The following is a 19,017-nucleotide window of genomic DNA, read 5'->3' as shown; positions in this document are numbered from 1 at the left end:
CGGGCTGAGGCGCCCGGCGCTACGGCTGAACGGCGACCAGGTCGGCGTACTCCGGGTGCTTCTCGATGAACGCGGCCATGAACGGGCACTGCGGCACCAGCGTGCCGCCGCGGGCGCGTACCTGGTCCAGCGTGCCCCGGATCAGCGCGCCGCCCACGCCCTTGCCCTGGAAGCCCGGGTCCACCTCGGTGTGGGTGAAGACCAGCACCTCCCCGCGGGTCAGGTACGCGGTGAAGCCGGCCAACGCGTCGTCGACCAGGATCTCGAACCGGCGCTTGGCAGGGTTGTCCTCGACCAGGGTGCTCATCGGGCCATTCTCCCCGCCAGCGCGTCCAGTTCGGCGAGCAACCGGTCGACCTCGTCGGCCGTGTTGTAGTGGTAGATGCTGGCCCGGACCGCGCCCCCGCTGTCCCGCAGCCCCATCGTCTGGAAGTACTCGTAGGCGTAATAGTCGCCGGCGGAGAGGCAGAACCCGGCTGTCCCCAGCGCCTCCTGGGTGGCGGCCGGCGACATCCCGGCGACCCGGAAGGAGACCGTCGGGCAGCGCCGCGCCGGCGAGCCGTAGACGGTGATCGCGGGCTGCTCGGTCAGCCCGGCGAGCAGCCGGTCGAGCAGCGCCTCCTCGTGCGCCTGGGCGGCGGCCAGCCCGGCCCGCACCCGCGCACGCCGGTCCCCGACGGCGTCCGGGTCTAGCCCGGCCAGGTGGTCCACCGCGGCGGCCACGCCGGCCAGCAGGGGAAAGCTCGGGGTGCCGTACTCGAACCGGTCCGGCACCGCGTCGGAGGACGGGACCAGCTTCGCCGGGCGCAGCGCCGCCCACCGGGCCGGGTCGGCCACCATCGCCGCCAGGTGCGGCCCGGACCACTTGTAGGCGCTGGTGACCAGCACGTCGGCGCCGACCGAGGCCAGGTCGGTCGGCCCGTGCGGCACCGAGTGCACGCCGTCGACGCAGACCAGTGCGCCGACCGCGTGCGCGGCCTTGGCGATCGCCGGCACGTCCGGCACCGTGCCGATGGCGTTGCTGCCGGCGGTCACCGCGACCAGTTTGGTGCGCTCATTGACCAGCTCGGCGTACTGGCCGGCGGGCAGCTCACCGGTGTGCCGGTCGATCTCGGCCCACCGCACCGTCGCGCCGGCAGCCTCGGCGGCCTGCACCCACGGCCGCACGTTGGCGTCGTGGTCGAGCCGGGACACCACCACCTCGTCGCCGGGGCGCCACCCCGCGCCGAGCGTACGGGCCAGGGTGTACATCAGTGCGGTGGCACTCGGACCCAGCACCACCCCGGCCGGGTCGGCACCGAGCAGGTCGGCTACCGCCGACCGGGCCGCTGCCACCAGCTCCAGCGACCGGCGACCCGGCGTGAAGGCGGCGCTGCGGTTGCCGACCGCAGTGCGCATGGCGTCGGCGACCGCGTCGATCACACCGGCTGCGGTCTGGGTGCCCCCGGCCCCGTCGAAGTGGACGAAGCCCTCGGTCAGGGCGGGGTAGGCGGCCCGGGTGCGGGCGATGTCGAAGGGCATGCCGGGAACCCTAGTGCGGTGTCCACTAACGTTCACCGGGTGTTCCGGTGGGATGTTGTGGATCCTCGCCTTGGAGGGCGAGCGACTCCCCACTGGGTGGTGGGGCGGGCCTCCGCAGGCCAACTGATCCTCTCGCCGCCCGGGCTGGGCGGCGGGGGTCACGCCGGGACCGGCCGGCGCCGGGGAGGTTCCGGCCGGCTCGACGGTGCGTGACCACCCCAGGCAGCACAGGAACGGCCGTCGTGGGGGTGGTGGGTCCGCCGCCCGGGGTGCGGGTGGCGATCATGGCGGCCGCGACGAGATCGCGGTGCCCGGAGAATCGGCAGTGGGGGCAGGACAAGGTGCGCCCACGCGGTTTCGGTACCCGCCGCCGGCAGGCGGGGCAGGTCGAGGAGGTGCCGCGTTCGTCGACGAGCCGCACAGTGATCCCGGCGAGGGTGGCCTTGTCGGTGAGGACCTGAATCAACCGGCCGATCTGCCACTGCCGCAGCCGCAGGTTGTGCCGCCGCCCCGCCGCAATGTCGAGCACCCCGCGGGGGTCGCCGACGTGCAGCACCCCAACCCGCTGACCCACCGCCCAGGACACGACAGTGCGGGCGGCCTCATGCTGGGCCTGGCGGACCCGCCGTCGATGCCGTCCCTGCACCAGACGGGCCCGGCGGCGATACTGACGCCACCGCCGTGACCCCCGCTGGCCCGGTTTCGGTGCCCGCCGCGCCACCGCCCGGCGGCGGGCTTTGGTGTCGGCGAGGTGCATCCGGTGCTCCGCGCGGACCGCCCGCCCGGACACCAACAGCCCGGCACCGTCGGGCTCGGCCACCGCGTAGGGGTGGATGATGCCGAGGTCCACCCCGGCCACCCGACCCGGTTCCGGCCCCACCCCCGGTGGGTAGGTCGCGACCGGAATCTCGGCGGTCACGTCGAGGAACAGCCGCCCGCCCTCAGACAGCAGAGTGATCGAGCGGACCTGCTCCACCGGGTACGGCAGATCCCGGGCCAGGCGAACCCACAACGGGCAGGTGCCTCTCGCGCTGGGGATGCGTACCCGCCGCCCGTCAACCGTGAATGTGCCGTGATACCAGCGCACCGGCACCAACCCCCGCCGGCGACGCGGAAACCGCGCCGAGTCGTCACCGGCCTTACGGCGCTTCGCCGCCGCGAACCAGGCATCGGAGAACCGGCGCAACACCGACCGGGCACCCGTACTGTCCAGCTCACCGAACGTGCCCGGCCCCGACGCCGCCAACTCCCGACACAACTCCTGATAGCCAGCCACCGGCGCATCCCCGCGGCGACGCCGCCACGCATTGACCTCCAACACACACGCCCACACATCACCACCCGAACGCAGCAAGCCGAAACACCGCCGCCGCTGCCCTGGCGTCACCCGCAACCCAACCCGAGCCGTGCGATACACGACCCGCGGCGCAACGGAATCCCGACGGCGAGGCACAAACCGAACCCAACACCACCGGTACGACAACTTCCCAACCACTCACCAACCCGGCGCACGTTAGCGGCCACCGCACTAGCCGGTGCCCCGACCAGGCCCGCACGTCCGGGCTCGACGTCGGAGACCCGCCTCGCGGGCGTCTCGTACCCTTGACCGGGTGACGAACCCACCCGCCACCATCCCGTTGACCCCCACCCGCCGCGCCGCCGGCCTGTTCGCCGGACTCGCGCTCGGCCTCGCCGTGCTCGCCGGCTGCAGCTCGCAGGGCGCCTCCACAGACTGCGGGCTGGACGCCTGCACGGTCACCTTCGAGCGGGGTGTCGACGCGAGCGCCAACATCCTGGGCGTCGAGGCCAAGCTGGTCGGCGCAGAGAACGACCAGGTGACCGTCGAGGTCGCCGGCGAGCAGCTCACCCTCACCACCGGACAGCAGGCCACCGAGGCCGGGGGCTTCGCGGTCACCCTGGACAGCGTCACCGACCAGCAGGTCAAGATTCGCGTTTCGCGCAACCCGGGCAACTGATCCGGCCGGGCGGCGGTGGCCGACGTTTGGGGATCTCCGGAATCGGAGATTGTGGCGCCATGTCACTTACCCGTAGCGCCGAAGCCACCGCCTCCCGTACGGCGGACAGCCGGTGGCTGGAACTCCTCGCCCGGGCCGGTTTCATCGGCTACGGCATCGTGCACCTGCTCTTCGCCTGGCTGGCGTTGCAGATCGCGTTCGGCACGTCGAGCGACGACGGCGACCAGTCCGGCGCGCTGCGCACGCTCTCCGCACAGCCGCTGGGCAAGGTCCTGGTCATCGCCACCGCGGTGGGCCTGCTCGCGATGGCGATCTGGCAGGCGCTGGAGGCGGCGGTCGGGCACCGCGCCGAGCGGGGCAGGGAACGCGTCGTGGAGCGGCTCGCCTCGACCGGTCGGGCCATCGTCTACCTCTACTTCGCCTGGACCGCGTTCAAGGTCTTCAAGGACGCCGAGTCGAACAGCGCCGACCAGCAGGAGGCGTTGACCGGCAAGCTGATGACCTCCAGTGGCGGTCGCTGGCTGGTCGGCCTGGCCGGGCTGGTGCTCGCCACGATCGGTGTCGGCCTGGTGATCTACGGAATCGTCAAGCGGTTCGAGAAGCACCTGAAGACCGGCGAGATGAGCCCGAAGACCCGCAAGCTGGCCCGCCGGCTGGGCATCGCCGGGTACGTCGCCAAGGGCACCGCGTACGGCATCGCCGGCCTGCTGGTGATCGTGGCCGCGGTGAACTACGACCCGGAGAAGGCCCGTGGCCTGGACGCCGCGCTGCACACGCTGCGCGAGCAGTCCTACGGCACCTTCCTGCTCAGCCTGGTCGCCCTCGGCATCGCCGCCTTCGGCCTCTACTGCTTCCTCCAGTCCCGGTACCGCAAGGTCTGAACTGGCCGATTCGGGAGACCGCAGGCACTATTGGGCTTTTGCCTGAAGCGCCGTCGCGCGCCCGGAGGGGAGCACCACACCCGTGCAGAGTTACCTCGGAACGGCCGTCGCCGCGCTCGCCGCAGCGGCGGCCGCCCTGCTGCTGGTCGAGGTCGTCCATCGGGCCACCCGGCGGTTCGGCCGCCGGTCGCTGCTGATGACCGAACTGACCGACCATTCACACCGCCCCTTCCAGGTCGCGGCCACGGTGCTCGCGGTGCAGTTCGCCGTCCACCTCAGCACCGGGTACGCGGTCGGTGAGGGCTGGCGTCAACTGCTGCTGCACCTGCTCATCCTCGGCGTCATCGCCGCCACGGCCTGGCTGGTCGCCTCGCTGCTGGTGGTCGTGGAGGACACCGCGCTGGCCCGGTTCCGGGTCGACGTACCGGACAATCGGCACGCCCGGCGGGTACGGACCCAGGTGGTGATGCTGCGCCGGTTGACCATCGCGGTGATCGTCGTCCTGGCCGTCGGCGTGATGCTGATGACGTTCCCGAGCGTGCGCGGCATCGGCGCCGGCGTGCTGACCTCCGCCGGTGTGGTCGGTGTGGTGGCAGCGCTGGCCGCCCAGAGCCTGCTCGGCAACGTCTTCGCCGGCCTGCAACTCGCCTTCAGCGACGCGGTCCGGCTGGACGACGTGGTGGTCGTCGAGGGGGAGTGGGGCCGGATCGAGGAGTTGACCCTCAGCTACGTGGTGGTGCAGATCTGGGACGACCGGCGACTGATCCTGCCCACCTCGTACTTCACCAGCAAGCCCTTCCAGAACTGGACCCGGACCGAGGCCGCAGTGCTCGGCACCGCCGAGTTCGACGTGGACTGGGCGGTGCCGGTGCAGGCCATGCGGGAGGAACTGCGCCGGCTGGTGGAGGGCACCGACCTGTGGGACGGGCGGGTCTGCGTCCTGCAGGTGACCGACGCCACCGGTGGGACGGTCCGGGTGCGCGCGCTGGTCAGCGCCGCCGACGCGGGCAGCCTGTGGGATCTGCGCTGCCTGGTTCGTGAACACCTGGTGGCCTGGATCCGGGACAACCGGCCCACCGCGATGCCCCGGATGCGCACCGAGTTGGGCGACGCCAGCAGCAACCTGCCCTGGCAGTGGGTGCAGCCACGGCGCCCGGCGCGCCGGGCCGGCGACACCGACGTACCCGACGACGCCCGCGTCTTCGGCGGCAGCGACGACGGCGCCGCCCGCAGCGAAGCCTTCGTCGGCCCCGAAGAAACCCCCGCCCCCCGCCCCTAACCCCTTGTCCGCGTTGATCATGAGGTTGTCGACGGCCGTGACGGCGTGTCGCGTCGCTAACTTCATGATCACGGGCCGGCGAGCCAGAGGGCCGGAGGGCCGGGGGCTGGGTGGGGGAGAGGTGGGGGTGGGGGTGGTCCGGTCCGGGAGGTTTGGTCGGGCTTAGGTGGGGGACCTGCTGCCGGACGTCTCTGCTGCGATCGGGGCCGGCCGGACGCCAGGTCGGCGGCGTGGCAACCGGACAACAGGAACGGCGACCGGGTCGGCGCGCTTTAGGATTGACGGGCGGCGACTCCGGGCATACAGCGCGGTGATGAGGAAAGGAGGACAGCATGGCTGACGTGGCGAAAGCCCGCACATCCCACAACGGGAGCGAGCCCTCCACCGCCGAATTGGTGCAGCGGGCCACCGAGCAGGTCTCCCGTCTGGTGCGGGACGAACTGGCGCTGGCCCGGGCGGAGTTGACCCAGAAGGGCAAGCACGCCGGCATCGGGATCGGCCTGTTCGGCGGCGGCGGAGCGCTGGCGTTCTTCGGCCTGGGCGCGCTGGTCGCCACGGCGATCCTGCTGCTCGACCTGGTGCTGCCCGCCTGGGCCGCCGCGCTGATCGTGGCGGTGGCTGCCTTCCTGCTGGCCGGCATCCTTGCCCTGGTGGGCAAGAAGCAGGTGAGCCGTGCGGTCCCGCCGGTTCCCGCGGCCACGGTCCGCAGCCTCCGGGCCGACATGGACACCGTCACCGCCGCGGTGAAGGACAGGGGACGGTCATGACGGGCAACGGGACCGGCGACACAGAGGCGCTCCGCGAGGAGATCCGTCGCACCCGGGTGGAGTTGGGCGAGACGATGGAGGCATTGGCCGCCAAGGCCGACGTCAAGGCGCGCCTGAAGGAGTCCGCCGAGCAGGCGCGGGAACGGCTCCGCGAGCAGGCGGCGCAGACCGTGGCCCGGGTCCGCGGGCAGGCCGTGCGCCGCGCGGAGGACGCGCGGGCGCAGGCACACGAAAAGGGCGAGCTGGTGCGCGCCCAGGCGCACGAAAAGGGCGAGTTGGTACGACGCAACCCGGTGCCGTGGGCGGCCATCGCCGCCGGTGCGGTGGCCACCGTGGTGGTGCTGATGATCGTGCGGGGGAGGCGTAGGTGAGCAAGGGCATCGGCAGGGCCGCGTACCGGCCGGTCGGCGTGCTGTTGGGTATCGCCGCCGGTGCGGCGGCGGGCGCGATCTTCCGGCAGGTCTGGAAGGTCACTGCGGGCGACGGTGAGGCGCCCGTCGCGACCGACGAGGATCGCGGCTGGGGCGAGATCCTGGCCGCCGCGGCGTTGCAGGGGGCCATCTTCGCGGTGGTCCGGGCCGCCGTGGACCGGGGCGGAGCGGTCGGCGTCCGCCGGATGACCGGCCGCTGGCCGGACTGACCAGCGCAGCGACTTCGGCCCCCTACCTGCATCGGCGGGTAGGGGGCCTTTCGCACGGCATCGCACGCCGCCCAGCGATCTCAGACATCCGTCAGGTCACATGTCGGAGAAATTCGTCGGAGAGGTCGTGACAGACTTTTTGGGTCCGTGATTTGCTGGTCCACGCTGCTGCGAGATGGCGTGGGTTGAGAGAAGTCTCCTTCGTGGGGGCCGCCTCAGGCGCCGCTGCTCGAAACGGCCAATCGGCCGTACGGCGTGCACGGCCACCAGTTTTTAGAAGGAGATACACATGGCGCAGGGAACCGTGAAGTGGTTCAACGCTGACAAGGGCTTCGGCTTCATCACCGTCGACGGCGGGGGTGCTGACGTGTTCGTCCACTTCTCGGCCATCCAGACCAGCGGCTACCGTTCGCTGGAGGAGAACCAGCGGGTGGAGTTCGAGATCGCTCAGGGTCAGAAGGGCCCGCAGGCTGAGCAGGTCCGTCCCCTCTGAGTAGTGTGGCCGGCCCCCGCCGGCCAGTGGGGACGATCCGGCCAGGGGTCGTTGTGTAGCCCCGTATTCCTTTCGGAATGCGGGGCTTTCCACGTGCCCGGGACCGGTCGGCCCGCCCCGGCGCCACTGTGGACCGGGGGCGTCGCTGGTCAGCGTCGGCGGCGGGACCGCAGGCCGAGCCAGAGCACCACCAGCCCGGCCAGCGCCACGAGCGGGCCGATCACCACCCAGATCCGCTCGTCGGTCATCACGCTGCCGTTGACGTAGCCGAGGCCCTGCACCGTCCACACCGCACCGACCACGATCGCCAGCAGGCCGAGGGTGAGCGCAAGCCAACCCCTCATCGCGTCCCCTCTCCGCAGGGCCGGGCGGCGGGCCGCCCCGGGCTCCCAGCATTACCCGCCGGGCGGTGCGGCGCGAGCACCCCGGGTGCGCGGGTCACCACCGGTCGTGCACCTGTGGGCGGATCAGCTCGTCGTAGACCTCGCGCACCCCGGCCAGTTGGTCGGCCGAGAGCGGCGACAGGTCGGCCGCGGCCGCGTTGCGCCGGGCCTGATCGGCGTCGCGTGCGCCGGGGATGACCACGGTGACGCCGGCCTGGTCCAGCACCCAGCGCAGCGCGAACTGCGCCATCGTGCGGTCCGCGTCGACCAGCGGCGCCATTCGGCGTACGGCGGCCAACCCGCGCTCGAAGTCGACCCCGGAGAACGTCTCGCCGACGTCGAACGCCGCGCCGTGTCGGTTGAAGTTGCGGTGGTCGTCGGCCGGGAACTCGGTGTGCTCGTCGTACCGGCCGGAGAGCAGGCCGCTGGCCAGAGGCACGCGGGCGATGATGCCGACCCCGGCCGCCGCGGCGGCCGGCAGCACCCGCTCCAGCGGCTTGTGCCGCACCGCGTTGAGGATGATCTGGACGCTGGCCACCCCGGGCCGGACGATCGCGGTGAGCGCCTGGTCGCAGGTCTCCACGCTGACCCCGTACCCGGCGATCGCCTTTTCGGCGACGAGGGTGTCCAGGGCGTCGAAGACCGCGTCGTCGGCGAAGACGGCGGTGGGCGGGCAGTGCAGCTGGACCAGGTCCAGGGTGTCCATCCCCAGGTTGGCCCGGGACCGGTCGGTCCACTGCCGGAAGTTGGCCAGGGTGTACGCCTCCGGACGCTGCTCGACCCGGCGGCCCATCTTGGTGGCCACGGTCAGCCCGGCGTCGGGACGGGAGCGCAGGAAGCGACCGATCAGCTGCTCGCTGCGGCCGTCGCCGTACACGTCGGCGGTGTCGAGGAAGGTGACCCCGGCGTCCACGGCGGCGGCCAGCACCGCCATCGCGTCGTCCTCGCTGACGGTGCCCCAGTCGGCGCCGAGCTGCCAGGCACCCAGGCCGACCACCCCGACGGTCCGGCCGAGCCGGTTGAAGCTGCGCTGTTCCATTCCCCGAGCCTAGTGATCGGGTTGCCGACCTGCCAGGCGAGCCGTACGGTAAATAAGACGGACGTACGGTTTGGGAGGCGACGATGTGGGATCCGGCGACGTACCTGCGCTACGGCGACGAGCGGTCCCGGCCGTTCCACGACCTGGTCGCCCGGATCCCGGCCGAGCGGCCCCGGACGGTGGTCGACCTCGGCTGCGGCCCCGGCCACCTCACCGCCACCCTCGCCGAGCGCTGGCCGGCGAGCCGGGTGATCGGTCTCGACTCCTCGCCGGAGATGATCGACCGCGCCGCCGCCCTGGACGCCCCGGTCGACTTCGCCGTCGCCGACGTGCGGGACTGGCGGCCGGCCGGCGACGAGGACGTGGTGGTGACCAACGCCGTGCTCCAGTGGGTCCCCGGCCACCAGGAGCTGCTGCGGCGCTGGGCCACCGAGCTACCCGCCGGCGCCTGGCTCGCCATGCAGGTCCCGGGCAACTTCGCCGCCGGATCACACCGTGCGCTGCGCGAGGTCGCCGACCGGCCGGCCTGGCGCGCCGAGCTGGCCCCGCTGCTGCGCGCCGACCCGGTCGACGACCCGGCCGACTACGCGGCGCTGCTGACCGGTGCCGGCTGCGCGGTGGACGCCTGGGAGACTACCTACGTGCACCTGCTACCGGCCCGGCCCGACGCCGACCACCCGGTGCTGGCCTGGATGGAGGGCACCGCGTTGCGCCCGGTCCGGGCGGCCCTCGACGCCGCCGGCTGGTCCGCCTTCCGGGCCGAGCTGGGGGTACGCCTCGCCGCCGTCTACCCGCCGCGGCAGGGTCAGGTGTACTTCCCGTTCCGCCGCGTCTTCGTCGTTGCCCGTACCGGCGACCCTGCCGAGGAGAATCCGTGACCGACCTGTCCACCTTCATCGCCGGCCTGCCCAAGGTGGAGCTGCACGTACACCACGTCGGCTCCGCCTCCCCCCGGATCGTCGCCGAGCTGGCCGCCCGGCACGAGGGACGCACCCCGGTCCCGGCCGACCCGGCGGCGCTCGCCGACTACTTCGAGTTCCGCGACTTCGCGCACTTCATCGAGGTCTACCTGAGCGTCGTGGACCTCATCCGCGATCCGGAGGACGTCTGGATCCTCACCCACGAGGTGGCCCGGGAGCTGGCCCGCCAGCAGGTCTGGTACGCGGAGCTGACCATCACCCCGTACTCGCACGTGCGCCGGGGCATCCCCGCGCCGGCGTTCTGCGAGGCGATCGAGGACGCCCGCAAGCGCGCCTCGGTCGACTTCGGCCTCGACCTGCGCTGGTGCTTCGACATCCCGGGTGAGGCCGGCCTGCCGGCGGCCGAGGAGACGCTGCGCATCGCGTTGGAGGAGCGCCCGGAGGGGCTGATCAGCTTCGGCCTGGGCGGCCCGGAGATCGGCGTACCCCGGCCGCAGTTCCGGCCCTACTTCGACCGGGCCCGGGCGGCCGGGCTGCGCTCGGTGCCACACGCCGGGGAGACCACCGGCCCGCAGACGATCTGGGACGCGCTGAACGAGCTGGGCGCCGAGCGGATCGGGCACGGCATCTCCGCCGCGCAGGACCCGGAGTTGCTCGCGTACCTGGCCGAGCGGCAGATCGGGCTGGAGATCTGCCCGACGTCCAACGTGCGGACCCGGGCGGTGGCCAACCTCGACGAGCACCCGCTGCCCCGGCTGGTCGAAGCCGGGCTGCTGGTCACCATCAACTCCGACGACCCGCCGATGTTCGGCACCACCCTCAACGACGAGTACGCGGTGGCGGCCCGACTGCTCGGGGCGGGTCCGCAGGGGCTGGCAGGGCTGGCCCGCAACGCGGTGACCGCGTCCTTCCTGGACCCGGTCGGCAAGCAGCGGATCATGGCCGAGATCGACGCCCACCTCGCCACCGCCGCCGGCTGAGCCGGTCGGGGAGCAGGGCGCGCGGCGGGAGCTTGGGTGTGGGGGGACCTGACTCCCGCCGCGCGCGCGGCTCCACCGGCCGGTGGGTGCACACGGTGCGCCAGCCGGTGGAACTGGTGGGTTCGTGCCTCGATCCTGACAGCCCGCAGCCGTTGGACCACGGTCGTTAACCGCGATCTAAGGAAGACTTGCGCCAGCGCACAGTCGGCCCCGGACAGCCGGTTCGCGCCGGCCGGCCGGCCGGCGGCCCGGTCAGCTGTCGGTGGGGCGCTGCCGGGGCCAGCGACGGCCGGTTTTCTGGTCCCGGGCGTCCCGAGCCATCCGGCCGACCAGGCCGAACCGGCTGACCTGCCGGGGTGTGGCCTCCGGGTCGGCCAGCAGCATCACCACGCTGGCTCCGCCCAGCCGGGCCCGGTCGATGCTCACCGACCCGTTGGCCTGCAACGCCACCCGCTTGGCGATGTCCAGGCCGAGCCCGGTCGAGCCCTGGTCGCTGGTCCCCCGGCGCAGCGCCCGGTCCGGGTCGGCGATGCCGGGGCCGGCGTCGTCGATCCGGATCGCCACATAGCCGTCCCGGCGGGACACCGCCACCTCGAACGCCGTGCCCTGCGGGGTGTAGCGGAAGACGTTGCCGATCACCGCGTCCAGCGCGGCGGCCAACTCGGCGCGGGGCACCGGCGCCGGGATGCGCAGCTGCGCGCCGTTCACCCGTTGCGGCCGGTTCTGGTCGCCGGCCAACGCCGCCCAGAACACCATCCGGTCCCGGACGACCTCGCTGACGTCACACATCGCCGGCCCGGCCTCGTGCGCCACCGACTTGCGGGTGGTCTTGATCAGCACGTCGATCTCACCCTCCAGGGTGACGATCGCCTGGCGGATCCGCCGGATGCCGCGCCGCCGGTCCAGCTCCGCCTCGGAGAACGAACCCACGCTGGTGTCGTCGGACTCCAATGCCTCCGCGTCCAGCCGCAGCACGGTCAGCGGGGTGCGCAGCCGGTGCGACAGGTCGGCCACCAGCTCCCGCTCGTCGGTGCGGGCCGCGTCCAGCCGGTCGGCCATCCGGTTGAAGGCGTACCCGGCCTCAGCCAGCTCGCGGGGGCCGGTCGGCTCCACGCGTACCCCCAGGTCGCCGTCACCGATCGAGAGTGCGGCCTTCACCAGACCCCGGGTCGAGTCCACCGCGCGGGCGGCGACCCGGTCGACCACCAGCACCGCCGCAACGGCCATCGCCGCGCCGACCGCGAGCAGCAGCAGCCAGGTGCCGCGGGCGCCCTCGCCCAGCTCCGAGTCGGGCACGAACACCTCGACCACGGCGGTCCGGTCGCCGAGGACCACCGGGTCCAGTCGGACCACCCCGCCGTCGACGTCGACGTCCAGCGAGCGTCGGTCGGTACGCGCCCGGTCCAGGTCGGCGTCGCTGGCACGGCCGGCGGACTCGTCGAGCCCCAGCCCGTGCACGACCGGCCGGGTGGGTGCGCCCTCGGCGCTGGCCACCACGGCCCGCTCGACCACCGCCGGATCGGTGCTCACCGCCAGCGCCCCGGTCACCAGCGCACTGCGCCGGGCCGCGTCGGCGATCGCCTCGTCCCGGGTCTGCTCGCGCAGGCTCAGCCCGAGCGGGATCAGGAAGGCGAGCGCGACGAGGCTGCACATGCCGGCCGTGAGCATGGCCAGCGCGGTCCTCAGTCCGGAGCCACCAACCGGAACCCGACCCCCCGCACGGTGCGCAGGTAGCGCGGCTTCGCCGCGGACTCGCCCATCTTTCGGCGGAGCCAGTACAGGTGAACGTCGATGGTCTGATCCTCGCCGACCGATGGCTGCCGCCATACCTCCTCCAAGAGCTCCCGGCGGGACACTACCCGCCCGGGTCGTGCGGCGAGATACGCCAGCAGGTCGAATTCCTTGCGGGTCAGCGCCAGCGGCTCCCCGTCGAGCAGCGCGCTGCGCTCGCCGACGTCCACCCGCAGCCCACTGACGGTGTGTACCGCGGGCTGCACGGTCCGGCTGGCCCGCCCGGCGCGGCGCAGCACGGTGGTGATCCGGGCGTCCAGGTGCGCGCCGGTGAACGGCTTGACCATGTAGTCGTCGGCGCCGGCGCGCAGCAGCTTGACCACCGACTGCTCGTCGTCCCGGGCGGTGGCGATGATGATCGGGACGTCGGTGATGCCGCGCAGCATCCGCAGCGCGTCCGAGCCGTCCAGGTCGGGCAGGCCGAGGTCCAGCACCACCAGGTCGGGTGTCTCCGCGGCGACCCGGCGCAGGGCGTCCAGTGCTGTGCCCACGGCGTGCACGGCGTGCCCCCGGTCGGCGAGGGAACGGAGCATCGCGCCGCGTACGACGTGATCATCTTCGACCAGGAGCACGGAGGCCACCCCAAGACCGTACTTGGCGTGGCAAGTTGATCGCGTTGCCACGTACCTGGCAAGGGGGCAAGCTGGTACGACGATGTCCTTCACTCTGTTCGCCGACGCCCGCCTGGCGCTCGCCCGGGACAGCCTCGCCGGCCTCTCGACCGGCGACGCGCTCGGCGCGCAGTACTTCCTGCCGGGGTCGCAACCGGCGGATCTCGCCGCCGGCCCCTTGCCGCCGGCGCCCTGGGAGTGGACCGACGACACCGAGATGGCGTGCTCGGTCCTCGCCGAGCTGGCCGAGTCCGGCGGCATCGACCGGGACCGACTGGCGCTGGCGTTCGCCGAGCGCTGCGCGACACGGCGGGGCTACGGCTCAGGCGCGATGCTGATCCTGCGGCTGATCCGCACCGGCACCCCGTGGCCGGTGGCCGCCGCGTCCGCCTTCGACGGCCAGGGCTCCTGCGGCAACGGCGCGGCGATGCGGGTCGGCCCGCTGGGCGCATACTTCGCCGACTCGACCACCCGCGCCGCCGCGCAGGCCCGCGCCTCGGCCGAGGTGACCCACGCGCACCCGGAGGGGATCGCTGGTGCGGTCGCGGTGGCGGTCGCCGCCGCACTGGCCGCGCGGGCCCGCCTCGACGGGCACCGACCGGCCCCGGAGCGGCTGCTCGCCGGGATCGCCGCCCAGATCGACTCGGGCACCGAGGTGCACCGGAGTGTGAATCGGGCGGCTGGGCTGCTCGGCCGCCCACTGCCCCGGGTGGTCGCGGCGCTCGGCAACGGCTCCCGGGTCACCGCCCAGGACACCGTCGGGTTCACGCTCTGGGTGGCCGCCACCCACCTGGACGACTACCCGACGGCGATCCGGGTCTGCGTGCAGGCCGGCGGGGATGTGGACACCACATCCGCCATCGTCGGGGCGGTGGTGGCCGCGTACACCGGCGTCGGAACGCCCGGCGGTGTGCCCGAGCCGTGGCTGGCCGCTCGCGAGCCGCTACCCACCTGGGCGCCCTGACACTCAGCCGAGCGGCTCCGGACGCGGTGGCGGGTCAGCCGGCGCGGACCGGGGTGCCGGCCGTGGCGGGCTCCGCGTTGGCGGGTGCCGTGGCATCGGGCGCCGTCGTGGCGGGCTCGGTGTCGGCGGGTGCTGTGGCATCGGGCCCCGCCGTACCCGGTGCCGCCGGCGTCGGGTCGGCCGGTGCGGCCGTGTCGTCTGCTCCACCGGTCACCTCGGCCAGCGCCGCGCGCTCGGCCGGGTCGCGCCGGCGCCACCGGCTGACCAGCCAGCCGATCGCCGCGCCGCCGCCGAGTCCGGCCAGCAGCCCGGCGGCCAGCATCCCGTCGGCGCTGCCCGACTCCTCGCCCGCGCCGTCCGCCGCCGGCTCCGCGTCGACGCCGGGGTTGGCCCCCGCGCCGGCCGCCGGGGCGCCGTGCCCACCGTGCCCGACGGGGCCGGCCGCGCCGTCCGCCGCTGGCAGCAGGGTGAGCACCGGGGCCCGGTGGGCGCCGCTGGCGTCCGCCCAGCGGACCACCGTGCCGTCGGCGTACGTCTGGACCACCTCGAAGGTGAGCCGCTCGGCCTGCGGCAGCGGACCCATGGACAGCGCGAGCCGGGCCGGGCCGGGCTCGCCCTTGCCGACCCGGATCCAGGTCACCCCGGTGGTCACCGTGCTCACCCCGGTGGAGTGAATGCCGGCCACCGGCTTGTCCAGGGTGCGGGAGCTGATCCGGGGAGCCCAGCCGGTCACCGACATCGGGTAGACCTCGGCCACCGGCGCGTCGGCCGGCAACCGGACCTCGATCTGGCGGGTCGTGGTGCCGGCGCGCTCCTCCGGCACGGTGAACTCCAGCCGCACCGCGTCGCCCTGCCGGGCCTCGGTCGGAGTGGTCGTCACGTCCGCCGCGTGCGCCGTGCCGGGCCATCCGAGCAGCAGCCCGGCGGCGGTCAGCGCGGTCACCGCCGCGATCCGCTGCCGACGGCCACCGCCGTGCGTGCTCGCCATCTCGTGCCCCCATCCGTGTCGACGCGACCGGCACCGGTTTCCGGCCACACCTCCTAGTTCGGCTCCGAGCGCCAAAAGGTTCAACGCCTGCGGCAGCGGAAGGGGCCTTCGGCTACCGCAGGCGTTAAGAAGGTGCCCTTCCTTGGCCCGGGTGGGTGGACCGATAACATCGGCAGGGGCCGAGGATCGGCACCGTTTCGTACCACTTGGAGGAGTCACCGTGTCCGCACCCCGTACCCCCGCCGTGGCCGACCCCGTCGTCGTCGCCGCCGGGACCACGGCGGCCGACGCGGTGGCCGCGGCCGGACTGCCCGCGAACGGCCCCAAGGCGATCGTCGTGGTCCGCGACCCGGAGGGTCGACTGCGCGACCTGGACTGGTCGCCGGCCGAGGAGACCGTCGTCGAGCCGGTCAGCCTGGATTCGCCCGACGGGCTCACCGTGCTGCGCCACTCCACCGCGCACGTGCTCGCCCAGGCCGTGCAGGACATCTTCCCCGAGGCCAAGCTGGGCATCGGGCCGCCGATCGAGAACGGCTTCTACTACGACTTCGACGTCGACAAGCCGTTCCAGCCTGACGACCTCGGCAAGGTCGAGAAGCGGATGCAGGAGATCGTCAAGTCCGGGCAGCGGTTCCGCCGCCGCCGCTTCGGCAGCCTGGACGAGGCCCGCGCCGAGTTGGCCGACGAGCCCTTCAAGCTGGAGTTGATCGAGGTCAAGGGCGAGGGCCTGGACACCGACGAGGTGATGGAGGTCGGCGGCGGCGAGCTGACGATCTACGACAACCTCGACGCCAAGGAGGACAAGGTCTGCTGGTCGGACCTGTGCCGGGGCCCGCACCTGCCGAACACCCGGCTGATCGGCGCGTTCAAGCTGATGCGCTCGGCCGCCGCGTACTGGCGCGGGTCGGAGAAGAACCCGCAGCTCCAGCGGGTGTACGGCACCGCGTGGCCGACCCGCGACGAGTTGAAGGCGTACCTGAAGCTGCTGGAGGAGGCCGCCCGGCGCGACCACCGCAAGCTCGGTGCCGACCTGGACCTGTTCAGCTTCCCCGACGAGATCGGCTCCGGCCTGGCGGTCTTCCACCCCAAGGGCGGCATCATCCGCCGGGAGATGGAGCACTACTCGCGGCGGCGGCACGAGGAGGCGGGGTACGAGTTCGTCAACACCCCGCACATCACCAAGGCGCAGCTCTTCCACACCTCCGGGCACCTGCCGTACTACGCGGATACGATGTTCCCTCCCATGCAGCTGGAGGGCGCGGACTACTACCTCAAGGCGATGAACTGCCCGATGCACAACCTGATCTTCAGGTCGCGCGGGCGGTCGTACCGGGAGCTGCCGCTGCGGCTGTTCGAGTTCGGCACGGTCTACCGGTACGAGAAGTCCGGCGTCGTGCACGGCCTGACCCGGGTTCGGGGCCTGACCCAGGACGACTCGCACATCTACTGCACCCGCGAGCAGATGGCCGGCGAGCTGTCCACGCTGCTCAGCTTCGTGCTGGACCTGCTGCGCGACTACGGGCTGGACGACTTCTACCTGGAGCTGTCCACCCGGGATGACTCGCCCAAGTTCATCGGCAGCGACGAGGACTGGGCGGAGGCGACCGAGGCGCTGCGCAGCACCGCCGCCACCTCCGGCCTGGAGCTGGTGCCCGACCCGGGCGGTGCGGCGTTCTACGGTCCGAAGATCTCGGTGCAGGCCCGGGACGCGATCGGCCGGACCTGGCAGATGTCCACCATCCAGGTCGACCTCAACCAGCCGGAGCGGTTCGAGCTGGAGTACCAGGCCGCCGACGGAACCCGGCAGCGACCCGTCATGATCCACCGGGCACTGTTCGGCTCGATCGAGCGGTTCTTCGGGGTGCTGACCGAGCACTACGCGGGGGCGTTCCCGGCCTGGCTGGCCCCGGTGCAGGTGGTCGGCATCCCGATCCGCGAGGACCACACCGACTACCTGCACGGCTTCGTCGCGGCGCTGCGGGCCGAGGGGATCCGGGCGCAGGTCGATGCGGGTGACGACCGGATGCAGAAGAAGATCCGTACCGCCCAGCAGCAGAAGATCCCGTTCATGGTGATCGCCGGCGACGATGACGTGGCCGCCGGCACGGTCTCCTTCCGTTACCGCGACGGCTCCCAGCGCAACGGGGTGCCGATCGCCGAGGCGGTGTCGCACGTCCTCGACGTGGTGACGTCCCGTACGAACATCGGCCCCTCCGCCGCCGCGGAGTAGCGGGCCGGTCGCGATCGCCCATGATCGTGCGCGATCTATGAAGTAGTGGCCTCCCCGCGTCGGGGAGGCCACTACTTCCGTGTGCGAGCGCGATCTCGGGCAGACGCCCGGGTGTCAGATGCCGCAGTTCGGCGCCGACCAGCCGCCGACCGCCGCCACGTGGGTGTGGTCGTTGTGGTCCGGGTAGCCGGGGCCGAGGATCTGCCCGAAGCCGTGGTAGCGGGCCTGCTGGGCCAGCCGGCAGAACGACGGGGACCCGACCAGGTCCACCCCGTCGCCATACAGGTGTCGGCTGTTTGACGCCCCGCCGACCGCGCTGTTGCAGGCATAGCTGCGGAAGCTGCTGCTGATCGCGATGGACACGTCCCCGAGGGCGTGCCGCAGGGCCTGGAGCTTCCACATCGAGACGAGCGCGTTGAACCGCGCGGTGCTCGCCGAGACCGCGCCGCCGGCCCAGGTGCTGTTGCAGTTGTTCAGCTCGGCATAGCTGAAGTTGACCGGGGTGCAGTCGTCGTCCTGCAGCGCGTACAGCCGGTTGAAGGTCTGCGGGCCGGCGACGCCGTCCGCGCTCAGCCCGTACGCCTGCTGGAAGCGGATCACCGCGGACCGGGTGGCCGGACCGTACGAGCCGTCGAGGGTGAGCACGGCGCCGTAGCCGGGGTAGCCGGCGACCCGGATCTGGAGTTGCCGGACGTCCTCGCCGGTCATCCCCTGGGACAGGGCGCGACCCCAGGTGTAGCAGCCGTCGGCAAGCGCCGGGCCGGCGGAGACGGTGATGCCGGCCACTGTGGTGGCGGCGGTCAGCGCAAGTGCCGCGAGGAATCTGCCGAGCCGTCGGATCATGAAACCCTCCATCAGTGCATGGAAATATCTGGATGCATGGAATCTTCAGATCTAGGTCTCGATCCGTCAATAACTTCCAGCAATGGAGTTTCCCAGCGGCGGGTGTCGCAGCCGTCCCGGGCTGCTCCGTAGGATCGGCTCGTGACAGGGGCGGAACGGCACACGGACATCGGCGGCATGGCGGACGGCCTGGAGCGGCTCTGGACGCCGCACCGGATGACCTACATCTCCGGCGAGGACCGCCCGGCCGAGGGCTACGAGAAGCCCACCGGCTGCCCGTTCTGCCGGGGCCCCGGGCTGCCGCCCGAGGAGAGCCTCGTGGTGGCCCGCGGCGAGCACGTGTTCGCGGTGCTCAACCTCTACCCGTACAACCCGGGGCACCTGCTGGTCTGCCCGTACCGGCACGTCGCCGACTACACCGAGCTCGACGTCGCGGAGACCATCGAGCTGGCGTCGTACACCCAGACCGCGATGCGGGTGATCCGCAAGGTGAGCAACGCGCACGGCTTCAACCTGGGGATGAACCAGGGCGGGGTGGCCGGCGCTGGCATCGCCGCGCACCTGCACCAGCACGTCGTGCCGCGCTGGGGCGGCGACGCTAACTTCATGCCGGTGATCGGCCGCACCAAGGTCCTGCCGCAACTGCTCGGCGACACCCGCGACCTGATCGCCCGCGCCTGGCCGTCCTGACCCGCCGGGCCGCCGCGCGGC

At 72.6% G+C, this 19,017-nt stretch carries 21 protein-coding genes; 12 read left to right on the top strand and 9 right to left on the bottom strand.

Going from position 1 to position 19,017, the window contains the following annotated elements:
- Window positions 1–19 precede the first annotated feature (19 nt).
- Genes ACFY29_RS31340 through ACFY29_RS31330 form a run of 3 tightly spaced genes read right to left on the bottom strand, consistent with a single transcriptional unit; the run spans window position 20 to window position 2,797 of the window.
- Window positions 20–307 carry a GNAT family N-acetyltransferase gene (locus tag ACFY29_RS31340; protein ID WP_328425886.1) on the bottom strand — a complete coding sequence of 96 codons (288 nt, stop codon included), beginning with the start codon at window positions 305–307 and terminating at the stop codon, window positions 20–22.
- On the bottom strand, window positions 304–1,521 hold the full coding sequence (locus ACFY29_RS31335) for a cysteine desulfurase-like protein (protein WP_386991873.1): 1,218 nt from the start codon (window positions 1,519–1,521) through the stop codon (window positions 304–306). The genes ACFY29_RS31340 and ACFY29_RS31335 overlap by 4 nt, the downstream gene beginning before the upstream one ends.
- A 25-nt stretch (window positions 1,522–1,546) precedes the next feature.
- Window positions 1,547–2,797: an RNA-guided endonuclease InsQ/TnpB family protein gene (locus ACFY29_RS31330; RefSeq protein WP_386991871.1), complete on the bottom strand. Its 1,251-nt coding sequence runs from the start codon at window positions 2,795–2,797 to the stop codon at window positions 1,547–1,549.
- Window positions 2,798–3,131: 334 nt separating this feature from the next.
- On the opposite strand from ACFY29_RS31330, the gene ACFY29_RS31325 reads away from it, so the two are divergent.
- From ACFY29_RS31325 to ACFY29_RS31295, 7 genes are all read left to right on the top strand, one after another.
- Entirely contained in the window at window positions 3,132–3,497 is a 366-nt protein-coding gene (locus tag ACFY29_RS31325; RefSeq protein WP_328425890.1) for a hypothetical protein, read from the top strand.
- 59 nt (window positions 3,498–3,556) lie between these two features.
- Window positions 3,557–4,378, top strand: coding sequence for a DUF1206 domain-containing protein (locus ACFY29_RS31320; RefSeq protein ID WP_386991869.1), 822 nt, complete (start codon window positions 3,557–3,559; stop codon window positions 4,376–4,378).
- 82 nt (window positions 4,379–4,460) lie between these two features.
- Window positions 4,461–5,657 carry a mechanosensitive ion channel family protein gene (locus ACFY29_RS31315; protein WP_386991867.1) on the top strand — a complete coding sequence of 399 codons (1,197 nt, stop codon included), beginning with the start codon at window positions 4,461–4,463 and terminating at the stop codon, window positions 5,655–5,657.
- Window positions 5,658–5,989: 332 nt separating this feature from the next.
- Window positions 5,990–6,424: a phage holin family protein gene (locus tag ACFY29_RS31310; RefSeq protein WP_355614900.1), complete on the top strand. Its 435-nt coding sequence runs from the start codon at window positions 5,990–5,992 to the stop codon at window positions 6,422–6,424.
- Window positions 6,421–6,795 (top strand): DUF3618 domain-containing protein, encoded by a 375-nt coding sequence (locus ACFY29_RS31305; RefSeq protein WP_328425897.1) that lies wholly within the window; start codon window positions 6,421–6,423, stop codon window positions 6,793–6,795. Before ACFY29_RS31310 ends, ACFY29_RS31305 begins: the two co-directional genes overlap by 4 nt.
- Window positions 6,792–7,064, top strand: a complete 273-nt coding sequence (locus ACFY29_RS31300; protein WP_328425899.1) for a DUF4235 domain-containing protein — start codon at window positions 6,792–6,794, stop codon at window positions 7,062–7,064. Before ACFY29_RS31305 ends, ACFY29_RS31300 begins: the two co-directional genes overlap by 4 nt.
- A gap of 289 nt (window positions 7,065–7,353) precedes the next feature.
- A complete protein-coding gene (locus tag ACFY29_RS31295) occupies window positions 7,354–7,557 on the top strand; it encodes a cold-shock protein (protein ID WP_007458127.1) in 204 nt (67 codons plus the stop codon).
- 149 nt (window positions 7,558–7,706) lie between these two features.
- Here ACFY29_RS31295 and ACFY29_RS31290 read toward each other — a convergent pair whose 3' ends face one another.
- Together ACFY29_RS31290 and ACFY29_RS31285 are read right to left on the bottom strand one after the other, a co-directional pair.
- Window positions 7,707–7,901 (bottom strand): hypothetical protein, encoded by a 195-nt coding sequence (locus ACFY29_RS31290; RefSeq protein WP_328425905.1) that lies wholly within the window; start codon window positions 7,899–7,901, stop codon window positions 7,707–7,709.
- 94 nt (window positions 7,902–7,995) lie between these two features.
- Window positions 7,996–8,979: an aldo/keto reductase gene (locus ACFY29_RS31285; protein ID WP_386991863.1), complete on the bottom strand. Its 984-nt coding sequence runs from the start codon at window positions 8,977–8,979 to the stop codon at window positions 7,996–7,998.
- Between the two features lie 83 nt (window positions 8,980–9,062).
- Here ACFY29_RS31285 and ACFY29_RS31280 point away from each other — a divergent pair, with 83 nt between their 5' ends.
- Entirely contained in the window at window positions 9,063–9,857 is a 795-nt protein-coding gene (locus ACFY29_RS31280) for a trans-aconitate 2-methyltransferase (RefSeq protein ID WP_355614886.1), read from the top strand.
- The gene (locus ACFY29_RS31275; protein WP_386991861.1) at window positions 9,854–10,879 is read left to right on the top strand and encodes an adenosine deaminase; all 1,026 of its coding nucleotides are present in this window, start codon (window positions 9,854–9,856) and stop codon (window positions 10,877–10,879) included. Before ACFY29_RS31280 ends, ACFY29_RS31275 begins: the two co-directional genes overlap by 4 nt.
- Window positions 10,880–11,131: 252 nt before the next feature.
- On the opposite strand, the gene ACFY29_RS31270 is transcribed toward ACFY29_RS31275, so the two are convergent.
- Window positions 11,132–12,547: a HAMP domain-containing sensor histidine kinase gene (locus ACFY29_RS31270; protein ID WP_355614880.1), complete on the bottom strand. Its 1,416-nt coding sequence runs from the start codon at window positions 12,545–12,547 to the stop codon at window positions 11,132–11,134.
- Window positions 12,548–12,561: 14 nt separating this feature from the next.
- Window positions 12,562–13,251, bottom strand: a complete 690-nt coding sequence (locus ACFY29_RS31265) for a response regulator transcription factor (RefSeq protein WP_328425914.1) — start codon at window positions 13,249–13,251, stop codon at window positions 12,562–12,564.
- Between the two features lie 73 nt (window positions 13,252–13,324).
- Between ACFY29_RS31265 and ACFY29_RS31260 the strand changes: the two genes are divergently transcribed.
- A complete protein-coding gene (locus ACFY29_RS31260) occupies window positions 13,325–14,245 on the top strand; it encodes an ADP-ribosylglycohydrolase family protein (protein WP_328425916.1) in 921 nt (306 codons plus the stop codon).
- Window positions 14,246–14,279: 34 nt separating this feature from the next.
- On the opposite strand, the gene ACFY29_RS31255 is transcribed toward ACFY29_RS31260, so the two are convergent.
- Window positions 14,280–15,233: a DUF1775 domain-containing protein gene (locus ACFY29_RS31255; protein WP_386991858.1), complete on the bottom strand. Its 954-nt coding sequence runs from the start codon at window positions 15,231–15,233 to the stop codon at window positions 14,280–14,282.
- Window positions 15,234–15,453: 220 nt separating this feature from the next.
- Here ACFY29_RS31255 and thrS point away from each other — a divergent pair, with 220 nt between their 5' ends.
- Window positions 15,454–17,463, top strand: coding sequence for a threonine--tRNA ligase (gene thrS / locus ACFY29_RS31250; RefSeq protein WP_328425920.1), 2,010 nt, complete (start codon window positions 15,454–15,456; stop codon window positions 17,461–17,463).
- Between the two features lie 114 nt (window positions 17,464–17,577).
- Here thrS and ACFY29_RS31245 read toward each other — a convergent pair whose 3' ends face one another.
- Complete coding sequence (locus ACFY29_RS31245) at window positions 17,578–18,306, bottom strand: D-Ala-D-Ala carboxypeptidase family metallohydrolase (RefSeq protein WP_386991856.1); 729 nt, start codon at window positions 18,304–18,306, stop codon at window positions 17,578–17,580.
- 177 nt (window positions 18,307–18,483) lie between these two features.
- Here ACFY29_RS31245 and ACFY29_RS31240 point away from each other — a divergent pair, with 177 nt between their 5' ends.
- Complete coding sequence (locus ACFY29_RS31240) at window positions 18,484–18,996, top strand: HIT domain-containing protein (RefSeq protein WP_355614909.1); 513 nt, start codon at window positions 18,484–18,486, stop codon at window positions 18,994–18,996.
- Window positions 18,997–19,017 lie beyond the last annotated feature (21 nt).

The organism is Micromonospora sp. NPDC000668 (assembly GCF_042897975.1).
GTDB lineage: Bacteria > Actinomycetota > Actinomycetes > Mycobacteriales > Micromonosporaceae > Micromonospora.
The sequence above is the reverse complement of the archived record's forward strand: the minus strand, read 5'-3'. Positions and strand labels throughout refer to the sequence as shown.